General features: G+C 72.5%; 12 protein-coding genes. 5 read left to right on the top strand and 7 right to left on the bottom strand.

The genetic code is table 11. The features are described 5' to 3' along the window. The first annotated feature begins 78 nt into the window (after positions 1–78). Both ACIBKX_RS06870 and ACIBKX_RS06865 read left to right on the top strand, forming a co-directional pair. Positions 79–2,967 carry a bifunctional glycosyltransferase family 2 protein/CDP-glycerol:glycerophosphate glycerophosphotransferase gene (locus tag ACIBKX_RS06870; RefSeq protein WP_363276716.1) on the top strand — a complete coding sequence of 963 codons (2,889 nt, stop codon included), beginning with the start codon at positions 79–81 and terminating at the stop codon, positions 2,965–2,967. Beyond that, positions 2,964–4,148: a glycosyltransferase gene (locus ACIBKX_RS06865; protein ID WP_363276717.1), complete on the top strand. Its 1,185-nt coding sequence runs from the start codon at positions 2,964–2,966 to the stop codon at positions 4,146–4,148. Before ACIBKX_RS06870 ends, ACIBKX_RS06865 begins: the two co-directional genes overlap by 4 nt. A 33-nt stretch (positions 4,149–4,181) precedes the next feature. Here ACIBKX_RS06865 and ACIBKX_RS06860 read toward each other — a convergent pair whose 3' ends face one another. Continuing rightward, positions 4,182–4,961 carry an ABC transporter ATP-binding protein gene (locus ACIBKX_RS06860; RefSeq protein ID WP_363276741.1) on the bottom strand — a complete coding sequence of 260 codons (780 nt, stop codon included), beginning with the start codon at positions 4,959–4,961 and terminating at the stop codon, positions 4,182–4,184. Positions 4,962–5,016: 55 nt separating this feature from the next. Next, complete coding sequence (locus ACIBKX_RS06855; RefSeq protein WP_363276718.1) at positions 5,017–5,928, bottom strand: ABC transporter permease; 912 nt, start codon at positions 5,926–5,928, stop codon at positions 5,017–5,019. Between the two features lie 121 nt (positions 5,929–6,049). Here ACIBKX_RS06855 and ACIBKX_RS06850 point away from each other — a divergent pair, with 121 nt between their 5' ends. Next, entirely contained in the window at positions 6,050–6,670 is a 621-nt protein-coding gene (locus ACIBKX_RS06850; protein WP_363276719.1) for a TetR/AcrR family transcriptional regulator, read from the top strand. A 16-nt stretch (positions 6,671–6,686) separates the two neighbouring features. On the opposite strand, the gene ACIBKX_RS06845 is transcribed toward ACIBKX_RS06850, so the two are convergent. Then, positions 6,687–6,857 (bottom strand): hypothetical protein, encoded by a 171-nt coding sequence (locus ACIBKX_RS06845; protein ID WP_363276720.1) that lies wholly within the window; start codon positions 6,855–6,857, stop codon positions 6,687–6,689. 183 nt (positions 6,858–7,040) lie between these two features. Here ACIBKX_RS06845 and ACIBKX_RS06840 point away from each other — a divergent pair, with 183 nt between their 5' ends. Both ACIBKX_RS06840 and ACIBKX_RS06835 read left to right on the top strand, forming a co-directional pair. Then, positions 7,041–8,207, top strand: a complete 1,167-nt coding sequence (locus ACIBKX_RS06840; RefSeq protein ID WP_363276721.1) for a histidine kinase — start codon at positions 7,041–7,043, stop codon at positions 8,205–8,207. Beyond that, complete coding sequence (locus ACIBKX_RS06835) at positions 8,195–8,839, top strand: response regulator transcription factor (RefSeq protein WP_363276722.1); 645 nt, start codon at positions 8,195–8,197, stop codon at positions 8,837–8,839. Before ACIBKX_RS06840 ends, ACIBKX_RS06835 begins: the two co-directional genes overlap by 13 nt. A gap of 45 nt (positions 8,840–8,884) precedes the next feature. On the opposite strand, the gene ACIBKX_RS06830 is transcribed toward ACIBKX_RS06835, so the two are convergent. The 4 genes from ACIBKX_RS06830 to ACIBKX_RS06815 form a co-directional block, all read right to left on the bottom strand. Next, complete coding sequence (locus ACIBKX_RS06830) at positions 8,885–11,422, bottom strand: ABC transporter permease (protein ID WP_363276723.1); 2,538 nt, start codon at positions 11,420–11,422, stop codon at positions 8,885–8,887. After that, positions 11,419–12,189, bottom strand: coding sequence for an ABC transporter ATP-binding protein (locus ACIBKX_RS06825; protein WP_363276724.1), 771 nt, complete (start codon positions 12,187–12,189; stop codon positions 11,419–11,421). Before ACIBKX_RS06825 ends, ACIBKX_RS06830 begins: the two co-directional genes overlap by 4 nt. Positions 12,190–12,320: 131 nt before the next feature. Continuing rightward, entirely contained in the window at positions 12,321–13,310 is a 990-nt protein-coding gene (gene galE / locus ACIBKX_RS06820; protein WP_363276725.1) for a UDP-glucose 4-epimerase GalE, read from the bottom strand. Between the two features lie 105 nt (positions 13,311–13,415). Then, positions 13,416–15,050, bottom strand: coding sequence for a glycosyltransferase (locus ACIBKX_RS06815; protein ID WP_363276726.1), 1,635 nt, complete (start codon positions 15,048–15,050; stop codon positions 13,416–13,418). Positions 15,051–15,056 lie beyond the last annotated feature (6 nt).

Raw genomic sequence — 15,056 nt, 5'->3', positions numbered from 1 at the left:
ATCACACCCCCCTGAAGGGCGCCAATCGGGCATTAGCGATACTTAATGGGATGAGCCGGTATCTGAGTGGAGGGACGCATGGGAGCGATAGCTGAGCGGGGGGCGCAGGGGGCGGCTCCCGATGTGTCCGTGGTCGTGATCGTCTACAACGACGCCGAGCGGCTGCCGACCGCCGTCCGGTCGGTGCTCGACCAGACGCTGCACTCCGTGGAGGTGGTCGTCGTCGACGACTGCAGCACGGACAGCTCGTACGAGACCGCACAGCGGCTGGCAGCCGAGCACCCCGGGCGGGTGCGCGCCTACCAGCTCCCCGAGAACAGCGGCGCGGGCGGCGAGCCCCGCAACGTGGGCATCGGCCACACCACCGGCAAGCACGTGATGTTCCTCGACAGCGACGACGTCCTGGAGCGCAACGCCTGCCGCAACCTCCTGGAGGCCGCCGAGCGCGACGGCTCCGACATCGTCTCCGGGCTCTGCGTACGCCTTTCCATGGACACCCGCAACAAGAAGCGCGACCAGTGGTACCCCTGGCTCTACGCCACGACCCGCACCCTGGAGTCCGTCACCGAGCTGCCCGACCTGTTCGTCTGGGACACGCTCTCCACGAACAAGCTCTACCGCCGGGACTTCCTCGTCGAGAACGCCCTGCGCTTCCCCAAGGGCATGTTCTACGAGGACCTGATGTTCATCGCCGAGGCCTATCTCGCGGCCGAGCGCATCACCCTCATACCGAACCAGGTCTACTTCTGGCACGTCCACGAGCGCGCCGCCGAGAAGTCGGTGACCAACCGCCGCCACGAGATGACCAACTTCCGGCACCGCATGGAGATCCACCGCCGGATCGACGCGCTGCTCGCCGAGCGCGGACTCGACGAGCTGCGGCTCGCCAAGGACATCAAGTTCCTCAAGCACGACCTGGTGCTCCACCTGCGCGACCTGCCGTTCCGCGACGCCTCCTACCGCCAGGAGTTCGCGGCGCTCGCCCGCGACTATCTCGCCGGGCTCGACCGCGCCGCCTACGACGAGGTGCAGCCCGTCCAGGCGATCTGCGCCTACCTCCTGGAGCGCGGCGACTGGGAGAACCTGCTGCCCGCCGTCGACACCCTCACCAACCGCGACAAGATCTCCTCGCCGCTGGCCGAGCGGGACGGGCGCGTGTACTGGTGCGCCGAGCACCTCGACGACCCGTTCGGCCGCCGGGTCCTCGACGTGACCGAGCTGGGCTATCACGGCAAGCGGCTCGACCAGATGTTCCTGCGGAACGTCCTGACGCGGTACGAGGAGTCGGCGGGGGCCGTGCACCTGGCGGGCCGCGTCACCAACCCGCTCGGCATCATCGGCCCCGACGCGGAGCTCACCGCCGAGCTCGAGTTCAGCGCACGGCGCCGCAGCCTGCAGTCCTTCCGCTTCCCCGTGTCCGAGCTGCGCCACGAGGGCGAGGCGCTCGCCTGGGAGGCCACCGCCGATCTCGCCCGTCGCCTGCGGCCGCTCGGCGTGGTCGACGCGGTGTGGGACGTACGCCTCCGTCTCACGGCGGACGGCGTGCGCACGACCAGCCGGCTCACCGCGAGCACCCCCGGAGTGGCCGAAGGGCTCCTCCCGGTGCGGCCACGCCTTGGCAGGCTCGTCGCCGATCATCTGGAGACCGAGGTCTCGCAGCGCGGGCACCTCGCCTTCCGGCTCGTCACCACGCAGGCGGCGGGCGGCAAGGTCCAGGAACTCGTGGAGCGCGGCACGCACGGCCTGCCGGGGCGGCTCGCCAAGTCCGGGTACCGCAGGGCGAAGAAGCTGCGCAAGAACCTCACGTCCGGGCAGAGCAGGCTGCGGGTGTACGACGAGGTGTTCAGCCGCCTTCCGGTGAAGAAGGGCACCGTCGTCTTCGAGAGTCACCTGGGCAAGCAGTACAGCGACAGCCCCCGCGCCATCTACGAGGAGATGCGCCGCCAGGGCCTCGACTTCGACGCCGTGTGGTCCTACGCCGGCAGCCCCGAGGGCTTCCCCGAGGACGCCACGCTGGTGCGGCGCTGGTCGCTGCCTTATCTGCGGGCCCTGGCACAGGCCGAGTTCTGGGTCGACAACCAGAGCTATCCGCTCAAGCTCACCAAGCGGCCCGAGACGACGTACATCCAGACCTGGCACGGCTCCGCGCTCAAGCGCATGGGCTTCGACGAACCCGCATGGAAGCTGCGCAGCAAGCCGAGACAGGACGAGCAGCAGCGCGTCCTGGACCGCTTCGACCGCTTCCTGATCCGCTCCGAGCACGACGTACGCACCCTCGCCAAGGCGCTGCGGCTCAAGGAGAAGGTGCTGCTGCGGGTCGGCTACCCCCGCAACGACGCGCTGGTGCGCGCCAAGCGGGCCGAGGACGCGTCCGGAGTGCGCGAACGGGGGCCGCTGGCCGCCGAGCTGGGCATCCCCGACGACAAGCGGGTGCTGCTCTACGCGCCGACCTTCCGGCGGCACGGCGGCCGGCACGGACGCTTTGAACTGCCCTTCGACGTCGAGCGGTTCACCGAGCAGTTCGGCGACCGGTACGTGCTGCTCGTGCGCTCGCACTACCTCAACCACGTGGTGCTCCCGCCGTCCGTGAAGGGGCACGTCATCGACGTATCGGCGCATCACGACGTCACACCGCTCTACGAGCTGGCCGACGCGATGATCACCGACTACTCGTCCGTGATGTTCGACTACGCGCTCCTCGACCGGCCGATGCTCTTCTTCACGTACGACTACGAGGAGTACGTCCACGAGGGGCGAGGCACCTACTTCGACCTGCGCGAACGAGCCCCCGGACCGATGGTCGACACCGAGGAGGAGCTGTTCGGGGCGCTGAAGGCGCTCGACGAGCAGGCCCTGGAGTACGCGGCGGCGCGGGAGCGGTTCGTCGCCGAATTCGGTGAGTACGACAAGGGCGACGCGGCGAAGAGCGTCGTCGACCAGTTCTTCTCGCACTGGAGCACCAAGTGACTGAGACAGCGACAGCGGAACAGACGGCGCGGCCGACGCGGACGCGGGACATCTTCTTCGTCTCCAACAGCGTCAACGAGCTGGGCGGGATCACCAGTTGGTCCCACCAGATGGCCCGCCTCTTCGCCGGGCGCGGCCACCGGGTGCACGTCATCGGCATCACCGAACCCGGCGTACCGCAGGACATCGGCACCGGTCTGCCGTACCCGACCACGACCCTGTACGACGAGCACCCGCCGCGCGTCGGCCCGGCGCGCGGCATCAAGGGGCGGCTCAACGTGGCCGAGCACCGGCTGCGGGCGCGCCGTCAGGAGGGCATGCACGAGCAGGCCGCCAAGCTGACCGCGCTGTTCGCGCAGGCCGGGCCCGGAGCCGTCGTGATCGTCACGCAGGTGTGGGCGATGGAGTGGGTCGAACTGGCCGACACCCATGGCCTGTTGGTCATCGGGATGAGCCATGAGTCGTTCGCGTACTCGCGGGCCTGCTCGCGCTTCGGGCGGGTGAGGAAGCACTACAAGGACGTCGACCGGATGCTCGCGCTGACCCGCGAGGACGCCGACCTGTGGATCCGGCAGGGCATGGACAACGCGTCCTTCATGCCGAACCCGCTGCCCTTCATGCCCGAGGTGCCCTCGAAGCGCACCGAGAAGGTCGTCACCAGCATCGGCCGCCTGCACGACCAGAAGGGCATCGACATGCTCCTCGACACCTGGGCGGAGGTCGCGCCGCTGCACCCGGACTGGACGCTGCGGATCTACGGCTCCGGCGAGGACGAGGAGATGCTCAAGGAGCAGTGCACGGAGCTGGGCCTGGACGGTTCCGTGGAGTGGATGGGGCGCACCAGCGATGTGCCGGGGGCGCTGCGCGGCGGCTCGGTGTTCGTGCAGTCGTCACGGGGCGAGGGCTTCCCGCTCGCCCTGATGGAGGCGATGGCGACCGCCGTGCCGTGCGCCGCGTTCGACTGCGCGCCCGGCGTGCACGAGATCATCGACGACGGCGTCGACGGACTGCTCGCCCGGCTCGGCAACACCGCCGAACTCGCCCGCAGGCTGGACACGTTGATGTCCGACAAGGAGCTGCGGGACCGGATGGGCGAGCTGGCCAGGGAGAACATCCGGCGCTATACGACGGACGAGATCGTGCGCCGCTGGGAGGAGCTGTTCGGGTTCCTGGAGCGGTGATTCCTGGACGGCGGTCGGTGCGCGGGCGGCGAGTTACTTCTTGCCGCCCGTGAACCGCTCGTACTCCTTGAGGACGTCCTCCGTCGGGCCGTCCATCCGCAGCTCGCCGTGTTCCAGCCAGAGCACGCGCTCACACGTGTCGCGGATCGACTTGTTGTTGTGGCTGACCAGGAAGACCGTGCCCGCGCGCTTGCGCAGCTCGCGGATGCGGGCCTCCGAGCGCTTCTGGAAGGAGCGGTCGCCGGTCGCCAGGGCCTCGTCGATGAGGAGTACGTCGTGGTCCTTGGCGGAGCCGATGGAGAAGCGGAGGCGGGCCGCCATGCCGGAGGAGTACGTACGCATGGGGAGCGTGATGAAGTCGCCCTTCTCGTTGATCCCGGAGAAGTCGACGATGTCCTGGTAGCGCTCCTGGATCTGCTCGCGGGACATGCCCATCGCGAGCCCGCCGAGATGTACGTTGCGCTCGCCGGTCAGGTCGTTCATCAGGGCCGCGTTGACGCCGAGCAGCGAGGGCTGGCCGTCGGTGAAGATGCGGCCGCGCTCGACGGGGAGCAGCCCGGCGACCGCTTTGAGCAGCGTCGACTTGCCCGAGCCGTTCGTGCCGATCAGGCCGATGGCCTCGCCCTTGTACGCGGTGAAGGAGACCTTCTTGACGGCGTGCACCTTGCGGGTGCCGGGGGACTCGCCCCGCTTCAGGATGCGGCCGAGCGCGGCGGTCGCGCTGCCGCGGCCCGCCGTGGCACCGGTGCCGTGGACGCGGTAGACGATGTCGACCTGGTCGACGATGACGGTGGGGGCGGTGTCGTTCCTGATGCCGGTGTCGTTCCTGGCGCCCGTCTCGTTCCTGGTGCCGGTCTCGTTCCTGGTGTCAGCCACGGCCGTACGTCTCCTCTGCCTTCCAGAAGTAGATGAACCCGCCGATCCCGGCGGCCAGCGCCCAGCCGAGCGCCCAGGCCCAGATGTGCGGCGGGAGCTGGTCGCCCCGGAAGCTGTCGATCAGCGCGAACCGCATCAGGTCGATGTAGACGGCGGCGGGGTTGCACTCCAGGAGGACCTTCACGAAGTGCGGCAGGTGCTGGTCCTTGAGGACCGCGTCGATGCTCCACATCACGCCGGACGTGTACATCCACGTACGCAGCACGAACGGCATAAGCTGCGCGATGTCGGGGTTCTTGCTGCCGAGCCTCGCCATGATCAGGGCCAGGCCCGTGTTGAAGGTGAACTGCAGGACCAGGACCGGGACCACCAGGAACCAGGACGCGGTGGGCGGGACGCCGAAGCAGAGCAGGATCACCACAAGCGCGGCCATGGAGAACAGCAGCTGCTGGAGCTGTTGCAGGCAGTACGAGATGGGCAGCGCCGCCCGCGGGAAGTGCAGGGCGCGGACCAGGCCCAGGCTGCCGGAGATGGCCTTGGTGCCCGCCATCACCGAGCTCTGCGTGAAGGTGAAGATGAAGACGCCGGTGACCAGGAAGGGGACGTAGTCCTCCACGTCCCGCTTGGTGTTCATCAGGACGCCGAAGATGAAGTAGTAGACCGCCGCGTTCAGGAGCGGGGTCATCACCTGCCAGAGCTGGCCGAGCTTCGCCTGGCTGTACTGCGCGGTCAGCTTGGCGGTCGCGAAGGCGGTGATGAAGTGGCGGCGCTGCCAGAGCTGACGCACGTACGCGGGCAGCGTGGGGCGGGCGCCGCTGACGGTCAGGCCGTACTGCGCGGCGAGCGCGGCGGGGTCGGGGGTGCCGGCCGCCGTGCGGGGTGGTGCGTCGAGGACCTGACTCACTGCCGCTGCTCCTTCTCGTGACGTCTTGCGTCGGGACGGACCCGTATCGTCGCAACGCCGAGAGTAGGACGTCGTTACGTCGGAACGCAACCGTATCGTCGTCACGCTCTATGCTGTCCGTATGACGACGAGCAGGCCAGGAGATGAACAGCCGCGCCGCAGGGCGCCCGCGGGGGCGGCCGTGCTCAGGGAGGACGTGACCGAGGCGATCAGGGCCGCCGTCTTCGCGGAACTGGCGGCGGTCGGGTACGCGCGGATGTCCATCGAGGGCATCGCGCGCCGCGCGGGGGTCGGCAAGACGGCCGTCTACCGGCGCTGGCGCTCCAAGCTGCACCTGGTGCTCGACCTGGTGTCGGCGATAGCGGTGCAGGGGCTTCCGGCGCCGGACACCGGCTCGCTCGAAGGCGATCTGCGGCTGCTGTACGAGGTGACGTCACGGGCGCTGCGGCACCCGGTGGCCTCGCAGATCATCCCCGATCTGCAGGCGGAGGCGGCGCGCAATCCGGAGATCGCGAAAGCCCTCCAGAAGGCACTGCGGGAGGGGCAGCACGGGGTGGCGAGCGGCATCGTCCAAGCGGCCGTGGCGCGCGGCGAGGTGCGGGACGGCGTCGACGAGGACCTCGCCCTCGACCTGGTGTCGGGGCCGCTGTACTGGCGCTCCGTGGTGGTGCGGGCCGAGCTGCCCAAGGGCTATCTGGGCAGCCTCGTCACGGCGACGGCGGCGGGGCTCAGGGCGCTCTGACCGCGCCCCGCCGCGTTCAGTTCTGCGGGGTGCGCTCCCGCATCAGGAACAGGGCAACGCCCGAGCCGATGGTGGCGACGCCGGTGCCCACGCTGATCAGGACCTGCTGTACGCCGTCGAAGGCGAAGCTGGTGGAGACGTTGACGACGAGGGCGACGGCGAGGACGAGCCAGAGCAGGGCCTTCATGACGGGACCTTTCACATCGGGTGCCGGGCGGTCGGGTGGTGCTTGGTTCGTGGTCAACTCTGCCGGAGCGCGGGCGGCGTGACGATGGTGTGCTCTCCCGGACCGGGGGTGTAGCGCGCTACACCCCCGGTCCGGGAGCCCGCTCGCCCGCGCGTAAGAGCGCGGTCGCATAGCCTCAGGGCCATGCGGGAGACACTGCGGCGCACGGAGCGTGCCCTGGAGCAACTGGGCGCGGCGGCGCTGCTGTCCCTGGCGTCGTACCTGTTCATCGGCGTCATCCTGCTCACCCTCGTGACCACGCTCATCGTCGTCGGCGCGGGTGCCATGCCCGAGACGGTCCTGATGCTGCGGCGGATGGCGGGCTTCAAGCGGCGCCGCGTCGCGCGGTGGACGGGCCGGGAGATCCCCGAGGCTTACGTCCCGCTGACCGGCACGCTCACCGAGCGGGTCCGGGCGGCGGTCACGGACCCGGCGACCTACCGGGATCTGCGCTGGCTGGCCGCGCACTTCTTCTACGGCTGGCTCCTGCTCTACATCGCGCTGCCGGTGTTCATCCTCGGGATGCTGGTCGACGGCGTGTGGTGCGGTCTCCTCGGCCGCCGGGCGGTGGTCCTGCCGGTCGTGGCGCGCATCGCCGACCTGGAGGCGTCCTGGTCGGGCGCGCTGCTCAAGGCCTCCCCGGAGGCGGAACGGGCGGCGCGGCTCGCCGAGCGGGTGGAGGAGCTGACCGTCACGCGGGCCGGCGCGGTCGCCGCGCACGGAGCCGAACTGCGGCGCATCGAGCGGGACCTGCACGACGGGACGCAGGCGCGCCTCGTCTCCCTGTCGATGCGGGTGGGGCTCGCCCGGCGGGCCTTCGACAAGGACCCCGAAGCGGCGCGGAAACTGCTCGCCGATGCCCAGGACCAGGCCGAGGAGGCGCTGACCGAGCTGCGGCACGTCGTCCGCGGCATCCATCCGCCGATCCTCACCGACCGCGGCCTCGTGGGCGCCGTGCGGGCGCTCGCCGCCGGCAGCGGGCTCGACGTGACGGTGCGCGAGGACGGCGTCGACGAGGGGCCGCGGGCACCGGCCGCCGTGGAGGCCGCCGCGTACTTCGTCGTGGCGGAGGCGCTGACGAACGCGGCGAAGCACAGCGGCGCGGAGCGGGCCGCGGTGGAACTTTCGCGGGCGGCCGGGGTGTTGAGCCTTTCGGTACGCGACGAGGGGCGGGGCGGGGCCGACGACGCGGGCGGCAGCGGGCTGCTCGGCATGCGGCGCCGGGTCGCCGCGCTCGACGGGACCATGGCTGTGGCGAGCCCTGCCGGAGGGCCGACCGTGATCGAAGTGGAGCTGCCGTGCGCGTGGTGATCGCCGAGGACAACGCCCTGTTGCGGGAGGGCATGGTGCTGCTGCTGTCGTCCGCGGGGCACGAGGTGGCGGCCGTCGCCTCCACCGGCCCGGAGGTGCTGCCCGCCCTGCTCGAACACCGCCCGGACGCGGCGGTTTTGGACGTGCGCATGCCGCCGGGGTTCCGCGACGAGGGCCTACGGGCGGCGCTCGCGGCACGCGCGGAGATTCCCGGCCTTCCGGTGCTGGTCCTCTCCCAGTACGTGGAGGAGACATACGCGGCGGAGCTGCTCGGCGGCGGTGCGAGCGGCGTCGGCTATCTCCTGAAGGACCGCGTGGGCCGGGTCGACGAGTTCCTGGACGCGCTGGAGCGGGTGGCCGGCGGCGGCACCGCGCTGGACCCGGAGGTGGTGACGGAGCTGCTCACGCGGCGCCGCGACGATCCACTGGACTCGCTGACGCCGCGTGAGCGGGAGGTGCTGCACCTGATGGCGGAGGGCCGCGACAACGCGACGATCGCCGCGCAGCTGACGGTCTCGGACCGCGCGGTGAGCAAGCACATCGGCAACGTCTTCACGAAGCTGGGGCTGCCGCCGAGCGACACGGGGCACCGGCGGGTGCTCGCGGTCCTCGCCTATCTGAACAAGGGCTAGGGGCGGGCCGCTGGGCGCGCGGCCGGCTGATCCACCTCACCAACCTCACCCCGCCCGCCCCGGATACCGCCCCCGGAGCGTCCGCCACGCCGGGGGCAGCGTGCCCGCCGCCGTTGTCGCGGTGATCAGCAGCGTGAGCAGTGCCGTCAGCGGCGCCGGTATGTGCGGCAGCGTGTGGGCCAGGGCCAGGCTGAACGCGAGCAACGGGACCAGCGCCACCGCCCCGCCGACCACGAGGCCCGTCACCGCCGTCGCCGCCGCCTCCAGGCCCAGCATGCGCCGGAGTTGGCCCCGGCCCGCCCCGGCGAGGCGGAGCAGCGACAGCTCGGGGCGGCGGCCGATCGTGATCAGCGACAGGGTGCTCAGGACGGCGATGAGGGTGAAGCCGCCGATCGCGCCCACCGCCGTCACGGTCAGGACCTCGCCCAGCGCCTGGTCCTCCGGTTCGAGCAGCTCCGGGGCGGGGGACGCCGTCACATGGGCGCCGGGGGCGGCCTCGCGCAGGGCCGCCGCGCCGCCGTCCGACGCGACCAGGACGCGGTCCTTCGACGACGGTGACGACATATGCCTGAGCAGTTCCGTACGAGACAACAGGAAGCCGCCCAGGGCCAGTTCGCGGTCGTACGTAGCCACCACTTCAAGGCGTGACTCCACCCCGTCGCCGAACCGCAGCGTCACCGTCGAGCCGACCTCCGCGTCCAGCGACCGCGCCTGGTCGCGGCCCACCGCCACCGTGCCGGGGCGCAGACCGCCGATGTCTCCGTCCCGGACGCCGGGGTCCAGCGTCCGCGCCAGGCCCTCCGGGGTCACTCCGAGCACCGGCAGCCGGTCCAGGCGGGGCGAGCCGGTCTCGCGGCGGGCGAGTACCACGGTGCTGCGCACGACAGCCGTCGCCGCCCGTACGCCGGGGGCCTTCCGGATCCGCTCCGGCGTGCCCGGCGGCAGCCCGCCCGGCGCGCTCACGGCGAAGTCCGCCCGCGCGGCCTCCCGCGACTGCTCACCGGCGGCATGCGTCATCGTCGTACCGGCACAGAGCTGCACGAGGATGAACGCCGTCACCAGGATCACCGGGGTGATCGCCGCTCCCAGACGGCGTGCCGACGCCGTGCAGTTGGCCGCCGCGAGACGGCCGGCCGGGCCGCCGTACCGGCGCATCGGCGCCCCGAGCACCCGCATCGCGCCCTCGGCGATCCACGGGCCGAGCAGTGCGCAGGCGATGACGAGGACCACCGCCGCCGCACCGGCGGCCGCCGCCGCGGCCTGACCGTGCTGGAGCGTCGCCGTGCCCGCCGAACCGGCGCCGATGAACAGCAGCACCAGACCGGTGATCCGGCGGGCCGTGCCCGGTGCCGCCTCCCGGAGTGCCTCCGCCGGGCGCACCTTCGCCGTACGGGCGCAGGCGATCAGCGCGGCCAGGCGGGCGACCAGGAGCGTGAGCCCGGCGGTGACCAGCGGGGCGGGCAACAGCCAGAAGGGCAGCGGGAGTTCGAAGCCCCGCGGCAGCGCGCCCCGCGCGTCGAGGAGCGAGCGCAGGCCGAGCGAGGCGGGAATCGCCGCCGCCGCTCCCACCAGCGCCGCGGCCGTCGCGACCCGCCCGACCTCCCGGCCCACCGCGCCCCGCAGCTGCCGCGGCGTCGCGCCCACCGCCCGCAACAGGCCCAGCTCGCGCGAGCGTTGCTGCAACGCCTGCACGACCGTCGACGAGACGACGAGCAGCGCGATGAGTACGACGGTCGCGGCGACGGAGGCCAGCAGCGCCAGCATGCCCGCGCGGGCCGGTGCCACGTCGAGGAACTCGGCGCCCCCGCGCCCGTCCCCGGTGAGTACACGCAGCCCGGCCGCGTCGCCGTCCGCCCGGTGTCCCGAGCTGCGGAGCCCCGCCGAGTCCAGCGCGTCCCGCACGCGCGCGTGCAGGGCGGACGCGCTCGTCCCCTGGTCCGCCATGACGCCGATCGCGGCCACCGAACCGGGCCGGCCCGCGAGGCGTTCGGCCTCGCCCGCCGTGAAGTACACGGCGCCGCGCGGCCCTTCGGCGACCCCGCTGACCTCGTACGCCGTGTCGGTGCCCGCCGCGCGGACGGTGATCCGCCCGCCGACGCGTGCCGTTCCCTCGCCCACGACGACCTCGGACGCGCGCTGCGGGGCGGCCCCGGAACGCAGGCCGTAGGAGCCCAACCGGGCGGCGCCCCAAGGGCGTCCGGTGGCCTCCGTGCCGTCGACGCCCACCGCAAGGACCTCGTCGGCGACCGCCGCGCGCACTCCGGGGACCTCCCGCACGACCCGCAGCGCCGCCCGGGGCACCCGCACGCGTTCGGTCAGGCCCGCCTCCGCCGTCTCCGGCTCGCTGCCCCACGGCTTGGCGGTGTAGCGGGTGCTCTGGTCGCCGGTGACGACCACATCGGCGGCTCCGTAGCGCTCCACGCGCGCGTGCCCGAGCCCGGCCGACGCGAGGGTCAGGGCGAAGCAGCCGAGCAGGAGCGAGGTCAGGGCGAGCGCGGTGAAGACCGCCGCCCACGCCTTGCGGTGCATCCGCGCGGCCCGCGAGGCGAGCAGCCGGGTGACGTTCACGGTCTTCGCGCTCATGCCGCCCGCCGCCCCAAGTCCCGCATGATGCCGTGCACTTGGGCCTGGTCCGGGCGGTGCAGCCGGGTGACGATCCGGCCTCCGGCCAGGAACAGCGCCTCGTCCGCCCAGGCGGCCGCCGCCGGGTCGTGGGTCACCATCACCACCGTGTGACCGTCCCCGTCGACCGCCTGCCGCAGCAGCGCCAGCACGTCCTGCGCGGTCGCCGGGTCGAGCGCGCCCGTCGGCTCGTCGGCGAAGACCACCTCTGGTGCCGTCACCAGCGCGCGGGCGACGGCCACGCGCTGCTGCTGGCCGCCGGAGAGTTCGGTGGGCCGGTCGCCCCCGCGCTCGCCGAGCCCCACGGAGGCGAGTGCCGCGAGGGCCCGCTCCTCGTCGGAGGTGCCCGCGAGCAGCAGCGGCAGCGACACGTTCTCCAGGACGCTCAGCGACGGCACGAGATTGTGCGCCTGGAAGACGAAGCCGACGCGCTCGCGCCGCAGCCGGGTCAGCGCCGCCTCGCCGAGCGAGCCGATGTCGACGCCGCCGATGAGTACGCTCCCGGACGTCGGCCGGTCGAGCCCCGCCGCGCACTGCAGCAGCGTCGACTTCCCGGAACCGGACGGCCCCATGACGGCGAGGAACCGGCCGCGCGGCACGGTGAGATGCACCGGTTCGAGGGCGGTCACCCCGCGCCGGTAGGACCGGGACACCCCGTCGAGCGCCAGCGCGTCGAGCCCGGTCACCCGCTCCCCGGCCGCCGTCCCCGAACCCCGTCGCCTGAACATGCCTGCGCCCTCCCAGCGGTCGCCGGACCCGCGCCGGCTGTCCCTGAGAACGCTAGAAACGCCTGGCCTGCGGGGCGAGAGAGCACGGTCCCGGACCGGGGGTGCAGCCTGCTACACCCCCGCCGGGCGACTCAGCCGCGTGCCGCCCCCGGATGCAGCCGGACCCAGCCGGCCCACGCCGACGCGATCATGTCGCGTACGTCGTGCTTGGCGGACCAGCCGAGCTCCGCGGCGATACGGTCCGCCGACGCCACCACGCGCGCCGGATCGCCGGGGCGGCGTCCGGTGACCTCGGCGGCGATGTCGTACCCCGTGACCTCGTTGATCAGATCCGTCATCTCGCGCACCGAAACACCCTCGCCACGCCCGATGTTGAGCGTCAGGTCCGTCCCGGCGGCCGACGCCGCCAGCCTGCGGGCCGTCGCCACATGGGCCTCGGCCAGGTCGACGACGTGGATGTAGTCGCGTACGCAGGTGCCGTCCGGGGTGGCGTAGTCCGCGCCGAAGATACGCGGGGCCGCGCCGTCCGTGAGCTTCTCGAAGACCATGGGGACCAGGTTGAAGACGCCCGTGTCGGCAAGATCGGGCGTGGCCGCGCCCGCCACGTTGAAGTAGCGCAGGGACGCCGTCGCCAGGCCGTGCGCCCGGCCCGTCGCCCGTACCAGCCACTCGCCCGCGAGCTTCGTCTCGCCGTACGGGCTCATCGGGAGGCAGGGGGTCTCCTCCGTCACCAGCCCGTTCTTGGTGGAGGGCATGCCGTAGACGGCCGCCGACGACGAGAAGACGAAGGACGCGACGCCGGCGTCGGTCACGGCCTGCAGCAGGGTCCGCAGCCCCTCCACGTTCTCGCGGTAGTAGCGCAGCGGCTGCTCGACCGACTCGCCGACCTGCTTCTTCGCCGCCAGGTGCACGACGCCGGTGACTTCGTGATCGGCGAGCGTACGGGCGAGCAGGTCGCCGTCCAGCGTCGATCCGACGACCAGCGGCACGCCCTCCGGGACCCGCTCGGTGATGCCCGACGACAGGTCGTCGTAGACCACCGCCCGCTCGCCCGCCTCCGTCATGGCGCGGACGACGTGTGCCCCGATGTAGCCGGCGCCGCCGGTGATCAGCCAGGTCATGGTCCGTCCCGTCCTGTCGTCGTGTCGTCTTCCCGTATGGGGTTTCGTGTTCCCGTATGGGGTTTCGTGGGGGTGCAGTCTCGCAGAGGCGGTGTACGCGGAGTGTCAGCGGCCCGAGCCGCCGCTCAGGTCGCGCACCAGCCGCGCCAGGCGCCGCTTGGCCACCCCCGCGACGCCCCGCATCCCCGGGGCGAGCCGCACCGCCAGATTCCCGGCCTGTGTTGCGTACGGCTGGGCGAGCAGGACCCCGCGGCGGCCCGGCAGGACCGTGCGGCGCAGCAGACCGGGGCCCGCGACCGCGCGGGCCGTGCTGTCGCGCGTCGTCCCGTCGTCGAAGTGCAGCCGCAGCCGCAGGTCCCAGACGCCGCCGCCGAGCGCGCCCAGGTCGAGCACCGCCTCGGAGACCCACGTACCGGCGGCGTCCGGGCTGAACGCCGCCGTCCGGCGCAGGCTCGGCCCCACGCCGTCACGGGCGACGAGCTCCACGTCGACCGTGGCGGGGCCCGCGGCGGCCACCCGTCCGTACAGCTCGTGCAGCCGCAGCGTGAGCCGGCTGCCGCGCGCGTGGGGGCGCAGTTCGGCGTCGACCGCGAGGGGCAGCAGCCGGACGGGACGTACGAGGAGATGCTCCAGGGTCACCTGGGGGAGATCGGCCGACCAGATCGGCGTGGCGTCGGACGCCCGTGCGTACGGCGGCGAGAGGCGCGCGGGGCGGGCCGCCACCTCGGTCAGCCGGGTCAGGTCGCGGGGCTCGGGGGAGGCCAGGATCAGCCGGGCGATGACGCGGCCCGGCGCGGGCGCCGCGTTCAGGTCGGCGGCGTCGAAGCCCGCGAGGTACGCGCGCGTGGCCGACCACCACTCCTGCCGGTACTCGGGGCTCCGCGCGGTCAGCTCCCGCGCGTACATCCGCAGCCCGTGGTCGATGAACTTCGCGCGGGCCGCCCGCGCGAGCCGCTTGCCCGCCGTGCCGGTCGGGCTCGGCGCGTCCCGCAGGATCTCCACGGACTGGCGGTGGGCCTCCATGCGGGCCCGCCAGTTGGCGATGCCGGTGCGGTCCAGGGAGATCGACAGCTTGGCCGCCGAGCGGCGCACGTGCCATACGTAGACGGGGTCGGGGATCAGCGCGATGCGCGGGCCCGCGGCCAGGACGCGGGCCGTGAAGACGAAGTCCTCGTACGTGAAGCGGCCCTCGGGGAAGCGGATCGCGTGCCGCCGCAGGAAGTCGGTGCGGTAGAGCTTGTTGACGCACAGCGTGTCGTGCACGAGCCGGGTGCGCAGCTCCGGGCGGGGGACGAGGCGCGCCTTCTTGTAGAGGACGGGCTGCCAGGGGATCTCACGTCCGGAGGGCAGCTCGCGGCGCACGCACAGTCCGCTCGCCACCTCGGCGTCGTGCGCGGCGGCGGCCGTCAGGAGGGCGTCGACCGCGCCGGGCGGCAGCACGTCGTCGCTGTCGAGGAACATCACGTACGCCGATGTCGTGGCCTCGATCCCGTCGTTGCGGGGAGTGCCGCAGCCGCTGCTGTTCGTGGCGCGGCGGATGGTCTTCAGGCGCGGCTCCCGCGCGGCGAGCTCCGCGAGCACCTCGCCGGTGCCGTCCGTCGAGCAGTCGTCCACGGCGATGACCTCGCGGACCGCGGGGCCCTGGGCGAGGGCCGAGCGCACGGCGTCCGCGATGTGCGCGGCGTCGTTGTAGCCGATCACGACGACGCAGACCTGGGGGTGTGACGGAGAAGCTTCCACGGAGGG

Source organism: Streptomyces sp. NPDC050658, from assembly GCF_044457025.1.
Lineage (GTDB): Bacteria > Actinomycetota > Actinomycetes > Streptomycetales > Streptomycetaceae > Streptomyces.
This window is presented reverse-complemented; position numbering and strand designations above follow the sequence as displayed.